We start from the raw sequence: 20,530 nt of genomic DNA, 5'->3' as shown, positions 1-20,530 counted from the left end.
GGCTGCTGTCAGCCCGTGCCGCCGGCCCCCCGCGACTGAGCAGGCCCGGACCAGGACGGCGGACACACTCCGCCGCGAGGCCGGCCGCCGTCCGACCCTGCCGGCGGCCCACGCGACGGATCGGGCCCGGACCGGCATGGCGGACGGTGGTCCGGACGCGGCGGCGACCAGGACCGGCCGGCCCGGTGCAGCGCCCACCCACCTCCTCGCCACGACGGAAACACTCACCGGCCGACACCCGGCGGAGTGCTCTGGGACGTGACGCCCCGCCGCCAGGCCACTCACCGGCTCCCACCCGGCGGAGTACGCCCGGCCGCCCCCACCCACCCCTCCAGCACCGCGAAGTCGGCCGCCGTCAGCCCGTACCGGTGGTCGACGCGGTGCAGGAGGGCCGGACCGGCGCGGTGGACGGCGGTCCAGGCGCGGTCGGCCTCGGTGATCTCGTCGTCCACCCAGATGAAGGGGCGTCCGGCCGCCCAGGCCACCAGGGGCCGGGTCTTCCAGTGCAGCAGGCCGGGTGGCTCGTCCTCGTCGGGCCACTCCACGACGGGCAGTGCGGGCAGGCCCAGCCAGGGCGCGAGCACGGCGTTGGCGTCGTCCGTCCAGGTCGTGGCCCACACCAGCTCGCAGCCCAGCGCGACGAGCCGGGCGCCCAGCGCGGGGTCGACCCGGGCCAGCAACGGGTGGCCGGCGGCGACCCCCAACGGCCCCCGGTAGCGCGGATAGTCGAGGTCCGCCGCCCCGAACGGCACGAGCGGACCGTCGACGTCGAGGAAGAGCAGCATCACCGTCCAGGATCAGCCCTGGAACCCCTGCGCGGCGAGGATCTCGTCGATCCGTGCCCGGTGCGCCTTCTCCCAGTCGTCCAGCGTCTGGGACGCCTCCTCGGCGAGCTTGGCGCGCGCCCCCCGGAGCACTTCCCCGGCGCGGGCGGACGGAACCACGACCACCCCCTCCTCGTCGGCCACCACCAGGTCCGCGGCCTCGATGCGTACGCCCCCGCAGCGCACGGGCCGGCCGAGGGGGCGGACCGCCTTCTTGGCGCCGGGGATCGGGATGATCCCGCGGGCGAAGACGGGGAAGCCCAGCTCGCGGACCTCGGCGAGGTCGCGGATCAGGCCGTCGGCGACGAACGCCGCCACTCCGCGCCGCCGGGCGACCGCGCACACGTTGCCACCGGCCAGCGCGTGGTCGAGGTCACCGGACTCGACCACGATCACCGAGCCGGGGGCGGCGCGGTGGACGGCCGCGTGCAGCATGAGGTTGTCGCCGGGCGGGCAGCTCACGGTGAACGCCGGTCCGGCGACCCGCGGTACCGGCCCCCACAACGGCCGTATCCCGATGTCCATGACCTGGGCGCGGCCGAGGAGGTCGGCGAGGGTGGTGGTGGGGAGGTCCCGGAAGGCGGCGAAGGCGTCGGTGTCCGTCATGACGGCACGCTACCGGGACCGGGCGGCCAGGCCAGGGCGCGGGTCAGCCGGGGGGCGCGGTGGCGCGAGGACAGGCCCAGGGAGGCGGTGGCCGCGGCCAGGGTCATGGCGTACGACTCCACCGCGCGGCGGACGTTGGGGGCGTCCAGGCTCGCTCCGGTGACCGAGCGGTCGAGGTCGACGTAGGCCGAGCGGACCGTCTCGATCCACCGGTACACCGGCCAGTCCTGCTGCCAGTTCCGGGTGAACCGCTCGGGCAGCCGGGTCTGCCAGCGGCGGAACATGCGGTCCCGGATCTCCGGCCGGGTCGGGGTCAGGTGCATGTGCCGGACCAGGTCGTACAGCGGGTCGCCGACGAGGGCCAGCTCCCAGTCGATGAGGGTGAGGGGCGGCCCGTCGTCCCGGCGGACCAGGTTCCAGGGGTTGAGGTCGCCGTGCAGCAGGGCCGGCGCGCGGTCGGTGACGCGGTGCCGGGCGAGGATCTCACGCAGCCGGGGGGCGTCGGGCAGGCCGAGGAAGCGGGCCAGCCGCTGGGACTCCTTGGGCAGGCCGGCGACCAGTGCCACGAGCTGCTCGCAGAGCCAGTCGTGGAAGCGGGGGCGGTCGGCCACCGGGTCGATCGGCGCGTAGTCGACGCCGGTCAGCGCGGCCAGCTGGTCGACCAGGCAGTCCGCCTCGTGCGGCAGCAGCCCGTGCACCGGGTGCCGGGGCCTGCCGCCGAGGTCGCGGGCGCCCTCGTAGGTGTGGACGGTGAAGCGGTCCCCCCGGTAGCGGTACACGGGGTCGGTGGCATGGCTCGTGCCCAGCGCCAGCACCCGGGGTGCGGCCACCGGCACCCCGGACCGCTCGATCGCCTGCAGCACGGCGTGCTCGCTGAGGAAGCTCGGCTCCCGCCGCAGCACGACGGTCGCCTCACGGCGGACGACCACGGGGAAGCGGGTGCCGGGCACGTGCAGCACGGTGGTGAGGTGCGCGGCCCCCTTGAACACCCGCTCGGCGGGCGCGGCGCCTTCCAGCAGCAGCGCGTCGACGACGGCGTCGTACGGGAACTCCGCGTGCTCACCCACCCGCCGGTCCACGACCCACCCGACCCCACCCCGCTCGAACACCCCGGCGGCCGAGAGGACGGCGGGCCCCGCAGCCACCCCCACGACCGGCGCCGCACCCACACGGGCGGACACCTCCACAGGCGATCCGGCGCCCCCCGGAACGGCGAGCGCGCCGGGGCCGCCCGCGACGGCGGACTCATCGGACGCTCCCGGGACAACGGGCCCAGCGGACGTCCCCAGGACGGCGGTCCCAGCGGGCACCCCCGCGACCACCGGAGCGGCAGGCCCCGCGGCAACCCTCACGACCGGTGACGCGGCGGGTCGGACCGGCGGCCCCGCCGGGGTCCTCATGAGCGCCCCGGCGACCGGCGGGGCAGCGGGCCCGGTGGATGTCCCGGATGCCGAGCGCGCGGTGGGACGCGGGGGCGGTTCCGTCCCGGCCGGCGCTCGCCCGTGCGGGGCTTCGCCGAGTGACCTCGCGGCCACGCCCCGGCGGAACAGCACCCGCTCGATCTCCGGTCTCTCCGGGACCCGGCCCAGGCACAGGGGCTTGGCCGCGTGCCGGAAGGCCGTGTGGACGGCTGTCGTCGCTCTGTCCAGGGCCGGGCGGTCGAAGGTGTCCTCCAGCGTGCGGGCCGCACGGATCAGCTCCGCGTAGAGGGACTGCGCGTGCTCGAAGGCGACGTAGTGCCGCAGGTCCCTGGCCAGGCCGGCCACGGCGGCGGGGCGCACCGCGCCGGCCCACGCCTCGACGGCCTCGTCCCACTGGTGGCCCGGGTAGCGCATCCGCACCAGGTGGACGGCGAGGTCGTGCAACGGGTCGCCGTAGCAGGCCAGCTCCCAGCCGACGCAGTGCAGCCGCTCCCCCGCGGCCGGGACGACCACGTTCCCGCGGTGCAGGTCGCCGTGGAGCAGGCCGTACGGCCGGCGGGTCATCGACGGTACCCGGTCGGCGAACCGCAGCAGCGCGTCCTCGGGCACGCCGAGCGCGACGAACAGCCCGCCGTAGCGGCTCCAGTTGGGCCGCCGGATCTGCCGGTCGGCGAGGTGGGCCAGGGTCCGCAGGAACCCCTGGGAGTCGGTGTGGTTGCTCGGCCAGCCGGGCGGCAGCGGCGGCAGCGCCGTCCCGCGCACCTGGACGACGGCGGCGAGCAGCTCGGCCAGCTCCTTCAGCAGGGGCCCGGAGACCGGTTTGCCGGGTCCGCACAGCTCCGCCAGCGGGGTGCCCTCCACATAGCTGTGCACGGCGAAGCCCTCGCCCTCGGCCAGGCACTCGGGCACCCGGGGCAGCACCGCCCGCACCGCCCGCAGGATCTCCGGCTCGCCCGGCCAGGTCCGGATGACGACCGGCACCTCGTCCGCCCGCCGCACCCGCACGGTCACCAGGGTGCCGGGCTCCCGGCCGAGCATCCGGGCCAGCGGCTCGGTCAGCGGCAGCACATGGTCGGCGTGGTGGAAGCCGGCACTCGACTCCCCCGCCGCGACCGCGCGGGCCAGGAACGCCGTCAAGGCGGCGTCCGTCCGAACTCTGCCTGCGTGTCCCCCGGCCGCAGCACGGGGAACAGGCGGTGCGCCCACTGGCCGCTCCGGGGTCGATCGCGCGAAAAGGAAGGGCGGGAGACACGCTATTCCCGGCTCGTGGCCGGTACGACCGCACGGCACGGCCGAGCGGCCGGGCGGGTGGTCCGCCACTCGTCTGTGCCAGGCCCGCGGCCGTGGTGCGGCTCGTCGCCGTTCCCCGCGCGCGTGTACGCGTCTCTGCGCACGAGTACGCAGGAATCCGAGCGATGACTCGGATGTGTCGGCATGCTAGCCGACCACGCGCCCGCTCCGGAGCAACCTCAGCAAGGGCTCCAACGACCGGGCGACCCGCTCGGCGCCCGCCGCACGCAGCACCTTCGCCTTCGCCTCGTTACGCGCGTAGCCCAGGAACGGAACCCCGGCCTCCCGCGCCGCGTCCAGGTCCGTCGGGGCGTCGCCGATCATCAGGGCGGCCGAGGGCGCGGCGCCCATCGCGTTCAGGGCGCGGCGCAGGCAGTGCGGGTGCGGCTTGAGGTGGTGCAGTTCCTCGGTACGGCCGTACAGGTGCGGGGCGAAGCAGCCGGTGAGGCCGCGGGTGTCGAGGTAGGTGCGGGCCGCCAGGGGCGAGTTGTTGGTGGTGACGGCCAGCCGGACGCCGACGGCCGACCAGGTGCGGATCAGCGGGTCGGCGTAGGCGGTCGGCAGCGCGGAGGCGGCGGCCCGCAGCTCCTCCTGGGTGAGCCGCTCCTCCAGTCCGGCGACGAGGTCGCTGCCCGGGCGGCTGCGGCCGACGGCGCGCAGGACGACCTGCGGGTCCAGCGAGTCCCGTTCGGACGGGGTGAGCAGTCCGCGCAGGCCCTGCCCTTCCAGCCACTCCACCAGGTCCTCGGCGACCCGCTCCGCCTTGTGCCCGGCGAACAGCCGGCAGATCGGTCCGTCGAGGTCCCACAGCACGACCCGGGCCGGTGTGATCAGTTCTCGAAGCTTCTCGATCTCTTTCGCATCGGATGTCGCATCAGATGCCGCAGCAGAAGTCGCATCAGAAGTCACTAGGAGAGTGTCAGGTCCTTGGTGATGGTTTCCCAGAGGGCGTCGAACCACTTCTGCGATTGCTCCACGAATGCCGCATCCCGCTGTCCGGCCCGCTTCTCGAAGGAGAAGAGCAGGGACTCGGAGCCGAGGGTGTCGTACATCTCCAGCGTCCCGGTGTCGGTGGGCTCCTCGCGACGGGTGATCATGTAGTACGCGTACAGCGCCTCCGCCCCGTTGAGCAGGTACAGCTTCGCCGGAGGGGTGAACGGCAGCGCCCGGAAGGTGACGTGCACGTCGATGTCGTGGGTGCCGCGCAGGGCCTGGAGGTTGTACTGGAGCACCTGCCCCTGGGCGTTGCGCATCGCCAGCCAGCGCTGGTGGACGGCGTCGTCGTCCTCGCTGCCGGCGTCCACGGAGACCGGGAAGGCGAGGTTGATGTCCCGGGAGGGCAGCAGGATGCGGGCGTCGATCCGGTCGGGGCGCAGCCGGCCCTCGTGGATCAGCCGCAGCGGCTCGCCGAGGGCGGGCATCAGGCTCTGCGCGGTCAGGCAGACGGCGTCGATGCGCACGTGCGGTGCCGAGAAGGCCTCGGTCAGCCGGGGGGCCAGGGCCACCATGGTCGGCTGGGGCTCCTCGCGGGCGGGCTGCGGCTCGGCGACGCGCGGCGGGCTGCCCTTGCTGACGTTGCTGAGCAGCCCGTCCTCCTGCAGTGCCCGCAGGGCCTGGCGTACGGCACCCCGCTCGACCCCGAACTCCTCGGCCAGCACGGCCTGGGTGGGCAGCCGCTCGCCGCGCCGCAGCACGCCGGTGCGGATGCGTTCGCGCAGGATGTCGGCGATCTGCCGGGGCGTGAGCCTGCTGCTGCCGTTCACTGCCACATGCTCCTGAGTCACGACCAAACGCTACAACTCTCATCCACCTTTGGGGAGTTGCCGAGAAGTTGTTTATTGACTCCGACCAAGTGGGGACAACTTAGATGAAGTTGGTTACCAACTTTTACCAGTTGGTCGATCTTCTGAAGGGAGAACCACCGTGCCCGTCCTTGCCCTCTTCGTGGAACAGCTCGTCCAGTGGAGATACGGTGTCACCGGCGCCGTCGGCCTGCTCCTGATCTCGGTCGGCTTCGAGACCAAGAGCCACCGGGCCCTCTCGGCCGGGGCCGTCCTGCTCGCCGTGCTCGTCGCGGCCCCGGCCCTGTGAACCGGTCCGGCACCGGGAACCGGTCCGGCACTAGGAACTGAGCAGCAAGTCCGAACTGATCGTCCCCCACAGCGCGTCGAACCACAGACGCGACTGCTCCACGAACGCCGCGTCACGCTGCCCGGCCCGCTCTTCGAAGGCGAACAGCATCGAGCGCGTGCCGTCGGCGTCGTACAGCTTCAGATGCTCGTGCTCGATCTCCCGCTCCCGGCGCCGCAGCGTGTAGTACGCGAACAGCGCCTCCGCCCCGTTGAGCAGGTACAGCTTCACCGGAGGGGTGAAGGGCAGGGCACGGAAGGAGACCCGCACGTCGATGCCGTGCGTGGTGCGCAGGGCCAGCAGGTTCTGCCGCAGCACCTGGCCCTGCGCGTTGCGCTGGGCCAGCCAGCGCCGGTGCAGCAGGCCGCCGTCGTCGGCGTCCACCGGCGTGGGGAAGGCCAGCTCGATGTCCCGGCTGGGCAGCAGCACCCGGACGTCGATCTTGGCCGGTTTCAGCCGGCTCGCATGGATATCCCGCAGCGGCTCGCCGATGGCCAGTGTCAGCGAGACCGCGGTCAGACAGAGCGCGTCGATCTCCACATGGGGCGCGGCGAAGGCCGCCGCGATGCGCGGTGCGAGGCCCGCCGTGGTGGGCTGGGGCGGCGCGGCCGGTCCGGCGAAGGGGCGCGCCGGCCCCGGGACCCCGGCCACCGTGGCCGGGCTGCCCTTGGAGACGTTGGTGAGCAGATGCTCCGACTGCAGGACGCGCAACGCCTGCCGCACCCGGCCGCGCTCCACGCCGAACTCGTCGGCCAGCTCGGCCTGCGTGGGCATGCGCTGACCCGGCCGCAGCTCACCGGACCTGATCCGGTTGCGCAGTTCGTCGGCGATCTCCTGGTGGGACGAGCGTGGCCGCTGTGGCCTCGTCCGTCCACTGACGGAGGCGTGCTCCGGGTCCACGGACAAACACTACAACTTCCCGCCATCTTTAGGCAGTTCACCGGCAGCTGGTTATGAGACGGTTCAGGGCGGAGATAAGAACAGTGAAGTTGGCTGCCAACTTGCAGGACATGGTCGAGCTTCCCAGTGGTTGGCCGAACGGGTTCCCATCCGGAGGGGAGCCGGGAGCCCGTACAGGGGACGGCCACCGGAGCGCACAGCCACAACTGAACACGACATGGCACAGCCACAACTGAACACGACATGGCACAGCCACAACTGAACACCGCAGAGCACAGCCACAACTGAACAGCTCGCTACGGATGAACAGGCACCGTGTCGTCGGCGAAAGGGGCCTTCAGAAGATGTCCGGGCACCACGGCCGCCCGGGCGAGCGGAACAGGGCGTCGGCCTTCCGGGCGGCGCCCTCTCGCTGTTCCCGGACCCGGCCGAGCGCGGCGAGCCGCAGCAGCGACTCCCCGCCGAGCCACACCGAGGCCAACTCGCCCACGTCCAGCGTGAGATCGGGGCTCGCGCCGCCCGCCGGCGTGCACGACGCCCCGCCCGCACCCGCCTCCAGCCGGAACCGGCCCCCGGCGAGACCGGCGCCGTCGACGACCTCCAGCACCAGCGAGCCCGCACCCTCGTACGTCCGCGCCTCCAGAGCCCGTACGACGTCCAGGATCCGCACCCACAGCCAGTCCGCCTGCTCGGTGACCCGGGCCGCGCGCGGGTCCGGGAGGAGGTGCGGCAGCAGGTCGTCGGGGCCGCGGTAACCGGTCTTGACCTTGGTGATCCAGTCGATCGAGCACAGGTAGTGCCACAGCGCCCGCTCGGCCGCCGGAGTGGTCGCGACGAGCTTCTGCACGTCGGCGGTCTGCTCGGGCTGCTTGCCGTTCCAGGTCTCGTCGGACCTGTACGTGACCAGGCCCTCGACCTCGCCGCCGGCCGCGCGGTAGACGGCGTAGAACGGCTCGGTCCACGTGTCGTGGAAGCGGACCGCCCCGGTGTGCACCTGCCACCACAGCTCGTCGCGGCTGACCGCGCCGGGCTGGGCGCGGCGGAACCGCTCGTACAGCTCGGGGCCGAGCTTGCGCACGTCCTCGCCGTCCACCAGGTCGATGCGCCCGCCGTCCGCCGGGCCCGACCAGCGCGGGTCGAGGCCGGCCCGGGTGACCTCGACGGTCCACTGGGTCGTCCAGGTCGCGGGCCCGAAGCCGTACCGCCCGTAGATCGGGTACTCGGCGGCGATCAGGGTGGCGACGACGTCACCGCGCTCCTTCGCCGCCGCGAGGTCCTGCCCCATCATGCGGCTCAGCAGGCCACGGCGCCGGTGGGTGGGGCTCACGGTGACGTTGGAGATGGCGTCCGCCGCGACCGGGGCACCGCCCACCGCGGTCAGCTCCTGCGCGAAGGAGCGGAAGGTGGCCACGCACCGGCCGTCGTCGAAGGCGCCGAGCAGCCGGCCCGGGACGAACTGCCTGCGGCGGGCCTCGATCTGCTCGGGTGTGAACACGGGAGGCCGCAGGAACCCGGTGTTCAGGGCCCGGTGCCAGTCCTCGAAGTCGGCCTCGGTGACGGTGCGCACGTCGCTCATCGGGCCACGATAGGCACCCGTCCCGCCGGGTGTCGCCCCGTTTTCCGTGGTCAGGTCGTGCGCGCTCAGGTCGTGCGTGGCCAGGTCGTACGTGGTCAGGTCAGCAGGTCGTCCACCTGCGCCTCGCCCTCCCGGTACCGGCGCGCGATCTCCCCGCTGCAGTCGTCGGCCGTGCGCTGCAGCCGCTGGCGGCGCCGGGAGACCTCCTGCTCGTACCGCACCAGCCGCCCCATGGCGCTGGTCAGTTCGAGATCGGTACGCGCCTCGAGATCGCTCAGCTCGACCTCGCCGAGCATCTCGGCGGCCAGCTGCCGGTACTCCTCGTTGTGCGGGGTGCCGAGCGTGACATGGCGGGCCGAGGAGCGGTGGCGGGCCGGGGCGTCCTTCAGGATCTCCGGGAGCCGGTCCACCACGGAGCCGTCCGCGGGCGCCGGCACGGAGGCCCGGCCGCGCCGGCACAGCTCGGCGCGCAGGATGTCGATACGGCCCTGCAGCAGCCGCCGCACATAGCTGAGGTCCGCCTCGTCGCGCTGGGCGTCACGGCGCAGGACGCGCAGTTCGGGCAGGCTCAGCCGGGCCATGTCGTGCTCGGGAGGCTCCGCGGGCAGCGCCGGACCCACGGGGCCGTCGGCGCGCTGGGCGGGCGGCCGGTACGACCCCTGCGTCCCCAGCTGCCCGCTGGTACTCGGTGTGCTCATGTGCTTCTGACCGTCCCCTCGACCGGCGTGTGCAAGCATCGTGCCACCCCAAGTGGCCGCTATGTGACCGAGTGCCCCCGAACGGCCCCAGATGGGCGGTAAGAGATCTATATTGGGCCCCCTGTGAGGTCGTACGGGGCACCCGGCATCATGGTCCGCATGCGAGCGGTGGTGCAGAGGGTGGACGGCGCGAGTGTCGTCGTGGACGGCGAGACGGTGGGCGCGATCGAGGGCGAGGGGCTGTGCGTCCTCGTCGGGGTGACCCACGAGGACACCAAGGAGAAGGCGGCCCAGCTGGCCCGCAAGCTCTGGTCGATCCGGATGCTGGCCGACGAGAGGTCGTGCAGCGACATCGCCGCCCCGCTGCTGGTGATCAGCCAGTTCACGCTCTACGGCGACGCCCGCAAGGGCCGCCGCCCGACCTGGAACGCGGCGGCCCCCGGCGATGTCGCCGAGCCGCTCGTGGACGAGGTGGTGGCCCAGCTGCGGGCGCTCGGCGCGACGGTGGCGACGGGCCGCTTCGGCGCCCGGATGCGGGTGTCCCTGACGAACGACGGACCCTTCACGGTCCTGCTGGAGATCTAGTCCTCCCGCTTGACCCCGTCCACGAAGGCGGCCCAGGCGGCGGTCCGGAAGAGGAGGGTTCCGCGGGCGGGGTCCTTGCTGTCGCGGACGGGGACGACGCAGGGGTTGCCTTCGGCGACTTCGAGGCAGTTGCCGCCGTCCGAGTTGCTGTAGCTGCTCTTACGCCACGTCACGCTTCCTCCAACATCCGCAGGACGAACTTCTGCGACTCGGCCGGGGACAGGGCCAGATCGCGCACCGCATCATAGGTGCGCTGGAAACGCTCAACCTTGCTTGGATCCTCGATCAGTTCACCGCTCACGTCGTTCTCCACATAGGCCACGGTACGACCGTCCAGCAGCCGCAGGAACATCACGTCGGTGCTGTCCAAGCCGTGCAGCCCGGCGCCGAACGGCAACACGTGGAGAGTGATGTTCGGCTGCACCGCCGCCTCCGCCAGGCGCTCCAACTGCCTCCTCCATTCCCTCGGCTCACGCAGCGAGTTGCGTAGCACCGTCTCCGAGAGGAGGACGCGGAACGGTGGTGGGTCGTCCCCTTCCAGTACCGTCCGCCGCCCGATGCGCGCCTCCACCTGCTGGTCCAGTTCGTCGCCCTTGAGGCCGCCCGCGGCGAGAGCCTCACGCGCGTACCCGGCCGTCTGGAGAAGTCCCGGCGGCCTGCTCACGGAGTACTGCCACAGGCTCACCGCCTCGGACTCCAGCTCCATGTAGCCCCGGTACTGCTCCTTGAACTGCCTGGGGTCCGTCACCGCCAACTCCCACAACGTCACCAGCAACCCCGGAGTCCCGTAGAACTGGTCCAGCGCCTGGACGACCTCCGGGCCGCCCAGCGTCCGCCCGCTCTCCATCTTGCTGAACTGGGACGCGTCCCAGCCCACCTCCTTCGCGAGGTCCCGCAGGCTCAGGCCGCGCTCGCTCCGCAGGCGCCGCAGCTCCTCGGCGAACCGCCCCCTCGGCTCCTGACTCCGCCCCGTGATCACCAGTCGCTGTGGCATCGCGCCGCTCCTGTTGAATTTGTTGAATTTGGCGGCCCCAGCGTTGAATTTGGGCCGCTCAACAGCCCGAACGCCCTCGCCGTACGCCATGCTCGTCACGTCCCGAACACGCAGCGTAGTCCTGCGTGCGCGCTGCGCACAGACGTTCATGGAAAGGAGCGGAGCCCGATGACAACGGCGTCGGAACCCCTCGGACCCGGGTCCCTCTGCTACGACCCGGCGACGGCCAAGGTCGGCGAATACCGCGACCGCGCCGGTCCCTACGTGATGCTCCGCCCCGTCGGCGGCGGGCGGGAGTGGGAGGCCGATCCGGACACGCTGCGGCCGGCCACGAACCAGGAGCGGCTCGGCGCGAGCGTCCGGGCCGCCAACCACCGCAGCGCAGCCGTGCCGTCGCTGTCCCCGCCCCCGGAACAGACCGGCCGGCCGCCGCGGGCCGTCCCGGGGTGCGGCACCTGCGCGGGCCTGGCGGGACGCCGGGAGACCGCGCGGGCGGCGTACGACCGCAGCGCCGAGACCGACGCGAACGTCCTGCTGCGCCAGCACCAGCGTGAGGAGCACCGCGCATGAGCGCCGGACAGGGCCTGCCGTACGAGGAGTGCAGGCGGCAGCAGGAACGGGCGGCACCGCGGGACGGGAAGACCCCGTGGCCCGCCTACGCGTTACCGCCGTTCCATCCCGGTGTGCACGGCGTGCGGGACCGCGAGGCCCCCTCGCCCCCGCCTCGCCCCGGGCGCCGGAAGGCCGGCAGTACGGCCGTGAGCGATGCGCTCACCGCCCTCTGCGTCGTCGCGCTGCTCGTGGCGATCCTCCTCCCCGGTTGGCAGCCCGCCGGGTAATGCCGAAAGGCCGCACCTCCCCGGAGTCCAACCCGGAGGGAGGTGCGGCCCTCAGCCGTCACTCAGAGCGCTCGAAGCACTCAGCGCACTCTGCGCACTCAGACCGCGATGGCGACCTCGGCGAGTCCGCCCTGCTGGGCCACAACCGTGCGGTCCGCGGTGCCACCGGGCACCAGCGCGCGAACGGTCCACGTGCCCTCGGCCGCGTAGAAGCGGAACTGCCCCGTGGCGGAGGTCGGAACCTCCGCGGTGAACTCGCCCGTCGAGTCCAGCAGACGGACGTAGCCCGTCACCGGCTCGCCGTCGCGGGTCACCTGACCCTGGATCGTGGTCTCACCGGGCTTGATCGTCGAGGCGTCCGGGCCGCCGGCCTTCGCTCCACACATGCTGTTTCTCCAGAGGGGTCTGACCGGGAGGTCGGTCGGGATGGGTACCTGAGGGCTTACTTGTTGGCGCCGAGCTCGATCGGCACGCCGACGAGGGAGCCGTACTCGGTCCAGGAGCCGTCGTAGTTCTTGACGTTCTCCACGCCGAGCAGCTCGTGCAGCACGAACCAGGTCAGGGCCGAGCGCTCACCGATGCGGCAGTAGGCGATCGTGTCCTTGGCGAGGTCCACGCTCTCCTCGGCGTAGAGGGCCTTCAGCTCCTCGTCCGACTTGAAGGTGCCGTCGTCGTTGGCGTTCTTCGACCACGGGATGTTGCGGGCGGACGGGACGTGGCCCGGACGCTGCGACTGCTCCTGCGGGAGGTGGGCCGGGGCGAGCAGCTTGCCGGAGAACTCGTCGGGCGAGCGGACGTCGACGAGGTTCTGCGCGCCGATCGCGGCGACGACGTCGTCACGGAAGGCGCGGATGGAGGTGTCCTGGGCCTTGGCCTTGTAGTCGGTGGCCGGGCGCTCGGGGACGTCGTCACCGGCGACCAGCTCGCGGGCGTCCAGCTCCCACTTCTTGCGGCCGCCGTCGAGGAGCTTGACGTTCTCGTGGCCGTACAGCTTGAAGTACCAGTAGGCGTAGGACGCGAACCAGTTGTTGTTGCCGCCGTAGAGGATCACCAGGGTGTCGTTGGCGATGCCCTTCTTCGACAGCAGCTTCTCGAAGCCGTCCTGGTCGATGAAGTCACGGCGCACCGGGTCCTGGAGGTCCTTCGTCCAGTCGATGCGGATCGCGTTCTTGATGTGGTTCTTCTCGTAGGCGGACGTGTCCTCGTCCACCTCGACGATGGCGATGGCCGGGTCGTCCAGGTGCTCCTGCAGCCAGTCGGCGTCGACCAGGACGTCGGTGCGGCTCATGCTCTTTCTCCTCCGGGGCAGTTGCGGCGGGGCGTGCGTAGAGAGGGGTGCGCGCATCGGGGCGCACGGGTGCCCTTCCAGCAGGGCGGGGGGTGTGATGCGGAAGTCGGGGACTTTCGCTCAGAAGGGGCGACAGAGCATGGCGGCAACGCGGCACAGGTCCACTGCCCGCCGCTTCGTGAGATCCGCCTGTCGCTTCATGACCTCGATCGTAGGGACGTCCGGGCGGACATGTCACCGGTGTGTCATATCGCGAGACACGATCGTCCGAATACTGGGATACGAAGAGGTCACCGCGGCTTCTCCGCGGACCTGATCGTCTCGCCAGTCGGACGGTTCCTGTCCACCGGCAGTGGTACTACCCCGCGAGCCTGACGTCCGAACCCTTCACCGTGACCTCCACACCGTCCTGGGCGGCCTGCACCTTGTCCAGCTTGATGCCGCCGGGGAGCGCGCCGATCTTCACCTCGGAGACGTCGAGCGCCTGGTTGCCGAACTTGGGCAGCCCGTCGGCGTGCACCTTCACGGTGTCGCCCTGGACCATGGCCGTGCCGAGCACCGGCAGCGGCACACCGGCGACCTCGACCGTGGCCCTGACCTTGCCGTTGCCGCCGTAGGAGAGGCCGGTCACCTTGCCGGTGGCGCCCAGCGGCAGGCGGACCGGGTCGTCCTTGACGGCGTTCAGCAGCTGGTCGTAGGCGATCGTCGCGGTACCGGACGCGTCGGCCGCCGTGGCGGAGCTGTAGTCACCGGAGAAGGAGACGCCCTTCATGTCGGCCGTCAGATCGTCGATCCGGATCTTCTCGCCGGCGGTGCCGGTGGTCGCCTCGTAGTCCTTGATCCCCACCTGGACGTCGTCCAGCGAGCCGCCCGCGACCTGCGTGAGGAAGGGGAAGCCCTTGATGCTCACGTCCGGGGTGGAGGCCAGGTTCTGCGACGCCTTCAGCTTGTCCGCGGCCTCGCCCTCGGCGAAGTGCACGGCGACCCGGTCCACGATCACGAACAGCACGCCCAGGATCACGACGAGGACCAGAAGTATTCGCAGGGCGCGCATGTGGTGTTTCCCCCGGGTCGGCGGCGGTGTACGAAGCGGTACGACGTACGCCACGGTAACCCCGCCCGATCCGGTGGGGCGGCGATTGTCGATCGGTTTTGACTGCTTCCCCTCCTGGAGGAAGGGAATTCCTGGCTCAGGCTGCCTCCTGGAGCGGCGCTCCAGGTGGTCTCACGCCCTCTGCACCAGCCGGGTCCAGACCAGCCCGGACGAGCATCACCAGGGCGGAATTCTTGTCCCTCGGGGAGACGGCTCCGCACGGGGTGCACGTGTAGGTACGTTCAGACAGCGGGAGTGCGTGCTTGGTTCTCGCTCCGCAACGTCCGCAGTCCATGGTTGTGTGCGCAGGATGCACCAGACGTACGTCCCGCCCGTGCTTGCGTCCCATCTCGATCAGCGCTTGCTTGGTGGCGCCGATCGCGGCATCGGCAGCCTTGCGGGCCATGCGGGTCTTGGTGAGGAACTTCGGCCGGAAGTCCTCCACAGCGATCACGTCGTGATCCCGAACGACCTTCTTCGCCCATTTCCGGGCGGTGTCCTGACGTTGCCGGGCAATCTTCCGGTGTGCCTTCGCCCGCCACTTCTTCGCTTTGCGGTATCCGTTCGACACGGACTGACCCTTGCTCGACTTGCGGCGGGCCATCATCCGGTCGTACCGGGTCAGCTTCCCCTTGGCCTTCCTGCCCAGCTCCGGATGCGGGAGGTCATGGGCATCGCTGGTGGTGGTCGCGATCTCCTTCACACCCCAGTCCACACCGAGGGAGAGGCCGGTGGTGGGCAACGGCTCGAACCGGGCGGGGACAACGAACGAGGCATACCAGTCGCCGACACTGTCCCGGTACACCCGTACGGACGTGGGTTCGGCGGGCAGGCCGCGGGACCACACCGGAGTCAGGACGATGCCGCCGGCCAAATGCAGGCGGCCATCCTTGAGTCGAAAGCCGCGCCGGGTGTAGTTCAGGCTCGGATCAGTCGCATGCTTCTTCTTGTAACCAGGCATCCCCGCCCGTCGCCTGACCGGCAACCGGTCCTTGATGTCCTTCGTCGCCTTCGCACGGGACTTACCGAAGTCGCGGATCAGCTGTTGCTGCGGGACCGAGGATCCCGCAGCAAGCCAAGGTGTGACCGCACGGGCGGAGGTCAACATCTTGTCCAGCCGGGCGGGTCCGCAAGCCTCCCCCTCCACATGGGCCCTCTTCGAACGGGCCACACACTCGTTCCACACCCACCGGCAGCGGTCCCACTCCGCCAGCAACCCCGTCCGGGCGGTTGACGACACTCGCACGCGGTAGGTGTATCGCGCATGGCCGACTCCGGCAGCCTGCTTCACTGCCGCCATGCTGTCACCCCCGGTCCCACGCCCAGCCTGCCCAGTCGCCCGGCCTTCATCACAGACCGTATGTGCGGGCGTCGAACGCCCGCACGCGATCGCGTCGACGTCACCCCCACCAGCGAACAGGGGTGCGCGCGTTCGACGGCATCTATCTACTCTGGAAGCATGTACGCCCGGCGACGCCACATCTACTTCGCCATGATGGGGATCTGCATCGGTCTCTTCGTCCTGGCGTGGGGGGTCGTGCGCATCTGGTCCGTGCCCGCGGCCGTGGGCATGTGCGTCGTCGCCATGGTCATCCCGCCGGTCGCCGCGATGATCGCCAACCGCCGGGGTCCGGAGGACCGCTGGTGGGACGACCCCTCCGGGGACCCGCAGTCCGACGAGTGGTGGGACGAACTGGACGGCAAGAAGCGCCCGCGGCAATAGGGCCCCGCCCCTGACGGGCGCCCCGTGTGGGCTACAACAGGGTGGTGGACACCGCCGTACTCCAGAGATTGCTGGACGACCTCGCCGCCGACCGCGCCGTGGTGCACCACGGCTACACGACCTACATGCGCGACTACGAGATGTTCGTGTACATGACGGCGGATCCCCGGACCGGCGTGCCGCCCGCGTACGTGCGCTATCTCTTCCGGCACTGCGTGCGGGCGCACTGTGAGACGACCGTGGCGCCCGACACCTGGCGCGTCTCCCTGGACGACCGGCTCCTGGACCACGAGACCGCCAACGACCTCGACCTCGACGGATACGTCTGGGGCGTCAACTGCCACGCCGCGTGGGAGGCGGAGCTGCTCCCCGAGTCCGAGGAGGCCCGCCGGTGGGCGCGGGACCTCGGAGTCGACTTCCACGAGGTGCGCGTCGAGAGCAACGCCCAGTCCCTCACGCTGCTCTTCTCGGAGCTGGAGGTCAGCGAGGTCCCGGTCGGGTACGCCCCCTTCGTCACCGACCAGCGGCGGGCCCGCGGGCCTCAGTAGACGAGGGCCTGGGCGTCGTCCGCCAGGGCTTCCTGGACGAAGACCTGGGCGCCCGCGATCCGTACGCCCTCGATGACGTCCTTCTCGGTGATCTCGCGCCGGGCCGCGCACTGGGTGCACAGCGTGATGCGGCCGGCCGCGAGGACCGAGTCGAGGAGGTCCGGCAGCGGGGCCGCGTGCGGCAGCTCGAACTCGGCCGCCCGCCCCGGCAGCGCGAACCACGACGACTCCCCGGTCAGCCACAGCGACACCTCGACGCCGCTGGCCACGGCCACCGCCGCCACCGTGAACGCCTGCGAGCAGCGCTCGGGTGCGTCGGCCCCGGCGGTCACCTTGATCACGAGCTTCTTCGCCATGGCCGAATCGTAATCCGGCCTGCGACTTCATGCGCATGCCACGACTTCGCCCGAGGGACCTCGTCAGGAGGGCCGGGCCCCGGCCGCGTAAGCTGGGGCCCGGCTCTGTCGTCCGCCCACCCTTGCTCAAGGAGCACCCGTGGAAACCTTCTACGAAATCCTGCTGGTCCTGGTCTGCGTCGGCGTGCTCGCCTTCGCCGGTCTGACCGTGAAGAAGCTGTACCAGGGTCAGCGCTGACCGTCTCCCAGGAAAGCTGCCACTCATGATCGAGATCCCGTCCGACCTGCACAAGGACCTCGTCCCGCTCGCCTTCCTGCTCGGCAACTGGGCCGGCGCGGGCGTGCACGACTTCCCCGGCTCGGAGAAGTGCAACTTCGGGCAGGAGGTCAGTTTCAGCCACGACGGCCGGGACTTCCTCGAGTACCACTCCCGCACCTGGGTGCTGGACCAGGACGGCAACAAGGTCCGCCCGCTGGAGTCGGAGGACGGCTACTGGCGGATCGACGCCAACCGCAAGGTCGAGGTCACGATGACCCGCGACGACGGTGTCATCGAGATCTGGTACGGCGAGATGGCCGACAAGAAGCCGCAGATCGACCTGGCGACGGACGCCGTCGCCCGCACGGCCGCCTCCCAGCCGTACAGCGGTGGCAAGCGCCTCTACGGCTACGTCAAGAGCGACCTGATGTGGGTCGGCGAGAAGCAGACCCCCGACGTCGAGCTGCGCCCCTACATGTCGGCCCAGCTGAAGAAGGTCGTCACCCCCGAGGACGTCGAACGCTGGGCCAAGGCCCTCCCGGACGACATGCCGGACGACGGCATCGCATTCTTCAAGTAGTCCGCTAACCGGATCACCCTGTCGAGTGAACAACGCGTCTCCATGAGACACGGCCGGTCTCCGCTGCCTAGCGTTCTTGATCGTGAAATTGGTGGTGCGGGTCAAGCTGCTGCCGACGCCTCAGCAGGCGTCGGCGCTCGAGGCGACCTTGCTCATCTGCAACGAGGCGGCCAACTGGCTGTCGACCGCAGCTTTCGCCCGCCGGGTGGCCTCCCGCGCCGGGCTCCAGACTCTGGCGTATGCGCAGCTACGCGCCCTGGGGCTGTCGGCGCAGCCTGCGCTGCATGTGCTGCGGAAGGTGGCCGATGCCTACACCGCATTGGGGGCACAGCCCCGCGCAGGGAAGCTGGGGCCCTCAAAATCCACGAGCCGCGCATCCGCCGCGTGGAAGCCGATCAGGTTTCGAGCGGAGGCGGCTCAGCCCTTCGATGACCGCTGTCTGTCCTGGCAGATGGACGCAGGTACGGTGTCGATCTGGACCATCAGTGGTCGACTGAAGGGCGTCGCCTTCACCGGGCATCCGGAGCACATACAACTGCTGACCCGCTACCGACGCGGCGAGTCGGACCTGATCCGTCGAAACGGACAGTGGTACCTGGCTGCGACCTGCGATGTTCCCGAGACCGATGAGAACGGGCGGCCGGACGGGTTCATCGGAGTCGATCTCGGGATCGTGAACATAGCCACCACCTCCACCGGGCGGCGATACAGCGGACGACGCTTGAACCGCCGCCGCGAGAGCGACCGGAGATTGCGCTCCAAGCTGCAACAGAAGGGGAGCAAGTCCGCCAAAAGACGGGCGAAGAAGCACGCGGGCAGAGAAGCGCGCAGGACCCGCGACATCAACCACAAGATCAGTAAGCAGATCGTGGCGGAGGCTCAACGCACCGGTCGCGGGATCGCCCTGGAAGATCTGGGCGGGATCCGCGAACGGGTACGGCTCAGGAAGCCCCAACGCGCCACGCTGCATTCCTGGGCCTTTCATCAGCTCGGCCGGTTCATTGCGTACAAGGCGAAGCGGGTCGGGGTGCCGATCGTGCAGGTCGATCCGGCTCACACAAGCCAGGAATGCTCCCGTTGCCACCACACCGACAAACGCAACCGGCCGTCTCAGGCCGTCTTCACCTGCAGATCTTGCGGTTTCGTTGAACATGCGGATCTGAACTCGTCCCACAACATCGCCAGTCGCGGCTGGCAGGTGTGGGGTCGCGGGGCCAAGTCAGTGGCCCCTGCCCTCGTCCCTGCGACGTAAGGGGCTGGACGCGGCCGGCCCTTCGAAGCCATCGATGATCCGAGCTGCAAACCCAGGCATGACTGCCTGAGTGGCTGACGTAGACCTACACTCGTCGGTGTGGTGAGCACCGACTGGAAGAGCGACCTCAGGCAGCGTGGCTACCGGCTGACGCCGCAGCGGCAGCTTGTCCTCGAAGCAGTGGACACCCTTGAGCACGCGACCCCCGACGCCATCCTCGTGGAAGTGAGGAAGACGGCGTCGGGGGTCAACATTTCCACCGTCTACCGCACGCTGGAGCTGCTGGAGGAGCTGGGCCTGGTCAGCCACGCCCATCTGGGGCACGGTGCGCCCACCTACCACCTCGCCGACCGCCACCACCATCTGCACCTGGTGTGCCGCGACTGCGAGAACGTGATCGAGGCCGACGTGGACGTGGCCGCCGAGTTCACCGCCAAGCTGCGGCAGCAGTTCGGGTTCGACACCGACATGAAGCACTTCGCGATCTTCGGCCGGTGCAAGGACTGTTCGCAGAGGAGTTCAACTACCACGTCGTAGGCTGACGGTATGAAGAGCCCTCTGCTGTCCCTGCCCGGCGCCGTCGCCGCCGAGGGTGTGGACGAAGGTGTCGCCGCCCACTACGGCGACCTGTTCCGGGAGCAGCGTTCCCTCGCCGACGGCACCGGCTTCGTCGATCTCTCGCACCGCGGTGTCGTCGCCGTCACCGGCGAGGACCGCCTCGGCTGGCTGCACCTGCTGCTCACCCAGCACGTCAGCGAACTGCCCGTCGGTGAGGCCACCGAGGCGCTGATCCTGTCCGCGCACGGGCACATCGAGCACGCCCTGTACCTGGTGGACGACGGGACGACCGTCTGGGCGCACGTGGAACCCGGCACCCAGGACGCGCTGATCGCGTACCTGGAGTCGATGAAGTTCTTCTACCGGGTCGAGGTCGCCGACCGGACCGCCGACCTCGCGGTCGTCCACCTGCCCGCCGGGTCCATCGGCGAGGTGCCGGAGGGCGTCGTCGTACGCGAGACGGCGTACGGCCGTGATCTGTTCCTGCCCCGGGAGGACCTGGAGTCCTTCGCCGCCACGCACGGGCCCGCCGCGGGTCTGCTCGCCTACGAGGCGCTGCGCGTCGAGCACCACCGGCCCCGGCTCGGCTTCGAGACCGACCACCGGACGATCCCGCACGAGCTGGGCTGGATCGGTACGGCGGTGCATCTGCAGAAGGGGTGTTACCGGGGGCAGGAGACCGTGGCCCGGGTGCAGAACCTCGGCAAGCCGCCGCGGCGCCTGGTCTTCCTGCACCTGGACGGCAGCGAGGTGCACCTGCCGGTGGCGGGCACGGAGATCCGGCTCGCGGACGAGGGGGCGGACGGCCGCAAGGTCGGTTTCGTGACCACGTCCGCACGCCACCACGAGCTGGGGCCGGTGGCTCTGGCGCTGGTGAAGCGGAACATCCCGACCGACGCGCGGCTGCTGGCCGGAGAGACCGCGGCGGCGCAGGAGACCGTGGTCGAGCCGTAGGGGCGGCCGCGGCCCGGGAGGGTCTGGGCTGGTCGTGGAGCACGACCAGCCCCGTG

26 protein-coding genes are annotated in these 20,530 nt (G+C 70.8%); 10 read left to right on the top strand and 16 right to left on the bottom strand.

Annotated elements, in window-relative coordinates:
• Positions 1-281 precede the first annotated feature (281 nt).
• The 5 genes from AB0N17_RS29280 to AB0N17_RS29260 form a co-directional block, all read right to left on the bottom strand.
• Positions 282-785 carry an HAD domain-containing protein gene (locus tag AB0N17_RS29280; protein ID WP_366014536.1) on the bottom strand — a complete coding sequence of 168 codons (504 nt, stop codon included), beginning with the start codon at positions 783-785 and terminating at the stop codon, positions 282-284.
• 12 nt (positions 786-797) lie between these two features.
• Positions 798-1,430 carry an RraA family protein gene (locus AB0N17_RS29275; protein ID WP_366014535.1) on the bottom strand — a complete coding sequence of 211 codons (633 nt, stop codon included), beginning with the start codon at positions 1,428-1,430 and terminating at the stop codon, positions 798-800.
• A complete protein-coding gene (locus tag AB0N17_RS29270; protein WP_366014534.1) occupies positions 1,427-3,988 on the bottom strand; it encodes a phosphotransferase in 2,562 nt (853 codons plus the stop codon). Before AB0N17_RS29270 ends, AB0N17_RS29275 begins: the two co-directional genes overlap by 4 nt.
• 300 nt (positions 3,989-4,288) lie before the next feature.
• Positions 4,289-4,954, bottom strand: a complete 666-nt coding sequence (locus tag AB0N17_RS29265) for an HAD family hydrolase (protein ID WP_366014533.1) — start codon at positions 4,952-4,954, stop codon at positions 4,289-4,291.
• Between the two features lie 95 nt (positions 4,955-5,049).
• Positions 5,050-5,931, bottom strand: a complete 882-nt coding sequence (locus AB0N17_RS29260) for a winged helix-turn-helix domain-containing protein (RefSeq protein WP_366014532.1) — start codon at positions 5,929-5,931, stop codon at positions 5,050-5,052.
• 133 nt (positions 5,932-6,064) lie between these two features.
• Here AB0N17_RS29260 and AB0N17_RS29255 point away from each other — a divergent pair, with 133 nt between their 5' ends.
• On the top strand, positions 6,065-6,232 hold the full coding sequence (locus AB0N17_RS29255; RefSeq protein WP_366014531.1) for a hypothetical protein: 168 nt from the start codon (positions 6,065-6,067) through the stop codon (positions 6,230-6,232).
• Between the two features lie 30 nt (positions 6,233-6,262).
• Here AB0N17_RS29255 and AB0N17_RS29250 read toward each other — a convergent pair whose 3' ends face one another.
• From AB0N17_RS29250 to AB0N17_RS29240, 3 genes are all read right to left on the bottom strand, one after another.
• On the bottom strand, positions 6,263-7,177 hold the full coding sequence (locus AB0N17_RS29250) for a GntR family transcriptional regulator (RefSeq protein WP_366014530.1): 915 nt from the start codon (positions 7,175-7,177) through the stop codon (positions 6,263-6,265).
• A 331-nt stretch (positions 7,178-7,508) separates the two neighbouring features.
• Positions 7,509-8,747, bottom strand: coding sequence for a GNAT family N-acetyltransferase (locus AB0N17_RS29245; RefSeq protein WP_366014529.1), 1,239 nt, complete (start codon positions 8,745-8,747; stop codon positions 7,509-7,511).
• Positions 8,748-8,842: 95 nt separating this feature from the next.
• The gene (locus AB0N17_RS29240) at positions 8,843-9,445 is read right to left on the bottom strand and encodes an aerial mycelium formation protein (RefSeq protein WP_366014528.1); all 603 of its coding nucleotides are present in this window, start codon (positions 9,443-9,445) and stop codon (positions 8,843-8,845) included.
• A gap of 159 nt (positions 9,446-9,604) precedes the next feature.
• Here AB0N17_RS29240 and dtd point away from each other — a divergent pair, with 159 nt between their 5' ends.
• Positions 9,605-10,030 (top strand): D-aminoacyl-tRNA deacylase, encoded by a 426-nt coding sequence (dtd, locus tag AB0N17_RS29235; RefSeq protein WP_366014527.1) that lies wholly within the window; start codon positions 9,605-9,607, stop codon positions 10,028-10,030.
• Here dtd and AB0N17_RS29230 read toward each other — a convergent pair.
• Both AB0N17_RS29230 and AB0N17_RS29225 read right to left on the bottom strand, forming a co-directional pair.
• A complete protein-coding gene (locus AB0N17_RS29230; RefSeq protein ID WP_366014526.1) occupies positions 10,027-10,203 on the bottom strand; it encodes a DUF397 domain-containing protein in 177 nt (58 codons plus the stop codon). The two genes, dtd and AB0N17_RS29230, sit on opposite strands and share 4 nt — an antisense overlap.
• Entirely contained in the window at positions 10,200-11,024 is an 825-nt protein-coding gene (locus AB0N17_RS29225; protein WP_366014525.1) for a helix-turn-helix transcriptional regulator, read from the bottom strand. The genes AB0N17_RS29230 and AB0N17_RS29225 overlap by 4 nt, the downstream gene beginning before the upstream one ends.
• A gap of 168 nt (positions 11,025-11,192) precedes the next feature.
• Between AB0N17_RS29225 and AB0N17_RS29220 the strand changes: the two genes are divergently transcribed.
• Positions 11,193-11,594, top strand: a complete 402-nt coding sequence (locus tag AB0N17_RS29220; protein WP_366014524.1) for a hypothetical protein — start codon at positions 11,193-11,195, stop codon at positions 11,592-11,594.
• Entirely contained in the window at positions 11,591-11,863 is a 273-nt protein-coding gene (locus AB0N17_RS29215; RefSeq protein WP_366014523.1) for a hypothetical protein, read from the top strand. Before AB0N17_RS29220 ends, AB0N17_RS29215 begins: the two co-directional genes overlap by 4 nt.
• Before the next feature lie 98 nt (positions 11,864-11,961).
• On the opposite strand, the gene AB0N17_RS29210 is transcribed toward AB0N17_RS29215, so the two are convergent.
• The 5 genes from AB0N17_RS29210 to AB0N17_RS29190 form a co-directional block, all read right to left on the bottom strand.
• Positions 11,962-12,249, bottom strand: coding sequence for a DUF1416 domain-containing protein (locus AB0N17_RS29210; RefSeq protein ID WP_004986406.1), 288 nt, complete (start codon positions 12,247-12,249; stop codon positions 11,962-11,964).
• A gap of 56 nt (positions 12,250-12,305) precedes the next feature.
• Positions 12,306-13,151 (bottom strand): sulfurtransferase, encoded by an 846-nt coding sequence (locus tag AB0N17_RS29205; protein WP_366014522.1) that lies wholly within the window; start codon positions 13,149-13,151, stop codon positions 12,306-12,308.
• Positions 13,152-13,271: 120 nt separating this feature from the next.
• Positions 13,272-13,352: an Ms5788A family Cys-rich leader peptide gene (locus AB0N17_RS29200; protein WP_350751515.1), complete on the bottom strand. Its 81-nt coding sequence runs from the start codon at positions 13,350-13,352 to the stop codon at positions 13,272-13,274.
• A 157-nt stretch (positions 13,353-13,509) separates the two neighbouring features.
• On the bottom strand, positions 13,510-14,205 hold the full coding sequence (locus tag AB0N17_RS29195) for a DUF2993 domain-containing protein (protein ID WP_366014521.1): 696 nt from the start codon (positions 14,203-14,205) through the stop codon (positions 13,510-13,512).
• A gap of 136 nt (positions 14,206-14,341) precedes the next feature.
• Positions 14,342-15,544, bottom strand: a complete 1,203-nt coding sequence (locus AB0N17_RS29190) for a transposase (protein WP_366014520.1) — start codon at positions 15,542-15,544, stop codon at positions 14,342-14,344.
• 159 nt (positions 15,545-15,703) lie between these two features.
• On the opposite strand from AB0N17_RS29190, the gene AB0N17_RS29185 reads away from it, so the two are divergent.
• Both AB0N17_RS29185 and AB0N17_RS29180 read left to right on the top strand, forming a co-directional pair.
• The gene (locus AB0N17_RS29185; RefSeq protein WP_366014519.1) at positions 15,704-15,967 is read left to right on the top strand and encodes a DUF3099 domain-containing protein; all 264 of its coding nucleotides are present in this window, start codon (positions 15,704-15,706) and stop codon (positions 15,965-15,967) included.
• Between the two features lie 44 nt (positions 15,968-16,011).
• Positions 16,012-16,515 (top strand): hypothetical protein, encoded by a 504-nt coding sequence (locus tag AB0N17_RS29180; protein ID WP_366014518.1) that lies wholly within the window; start codon positions 16,012-16,014, stop codon positions 16,513-16,515.
• Here the strand turns inward: AB0N17_RS29180 and AB0N17_RS29175 are convergent.
• Positions 16,509-16,871 carry a DsrE family protein gene (locus AB0N17_RS29175; RefSeq protein WP_366014517.1) on the bottom strand — a complete coding sequence of 121 codons (363 nt, stop codon included), beginning with the start codon at positions 16,869-16,871 and terminating at the stop codon, positions 16,509-16,511. The two genes, AB0N17_RS29180 and AB0N17_RS29175, sit on opposite strands and share 7 nt — an antisense overlap.
• A gap of 263 nt (positions 16,872-17,134) precedes the next feature.
• Here AB0N17_RS29175 and AB0N17_RS29170 point away from each other — a divergent pair, with 263 nt between their 5' ends.
• From AB0N17_RS29170 to AB0N17_RS29155, 4 genes are all read left to right on the top strand, one after another.
• Entirely contained in the window at positions 17,135-17,710 is a 576-nt protein-coding gene (locus AB0N17_RS29170; protein WP_366014516.1) for an FABP family protein, read from the top strand.
• An 82-nt stretch (positions 17,711-17,792) separates the two neighbouring features.
• Positions 17,793-18,962 (top strand): transposase, encoded by a 1,170-nt coding sequence (locus AB0N17_RS29165; RefSeq protein ID WP_366014515.1) that lies wholly within the window; start codon positions 17,793-17,795, stop codon positions 18,960-18,962.
• Positions 18,963-19,061: 99 nt separating this feature from the next.
• Positions 19,062-19,499, top strand: coding sequence for a transcriptional repressor (locus AB0N17_RS29160; RefSeq protein ID WP_366014514.1), 438 nt, complete (start codon positions 19,062-19,064; stop codon positions 19,497-19,499).
• 9 nt (positions 19,500-19,508) lie between these two features.
• Positions 19,509-20,474 carry a folate-binding protein gene (locus AB0N17_RS29155; RefSeq protein ID WP_366014513.1) on the top strand — a complete coding sequence of 322 codons (966 nt, stop codon included), beginning with the start codon at positions 19,509-19,511 and terminating at the stop codon, positions 20,472-20,474.
• Positions 20,475-20,530: the final 56 nt, after the last annotated feature.

It is taken from the genome of Streptomyces sp. NPDC051133 (genome assembly GCF_040682635.1).
GTDB lineage: Bacteria > Actinomycetota > Actinomycetes > Streptomycetales > Streptomycetaceae > Streptomyces.
The sequence above is the reverse complement of the archived record's forward strand: the minus strand, read 5'-3'. Positions and strand labels throughout refer to the sequence as shown.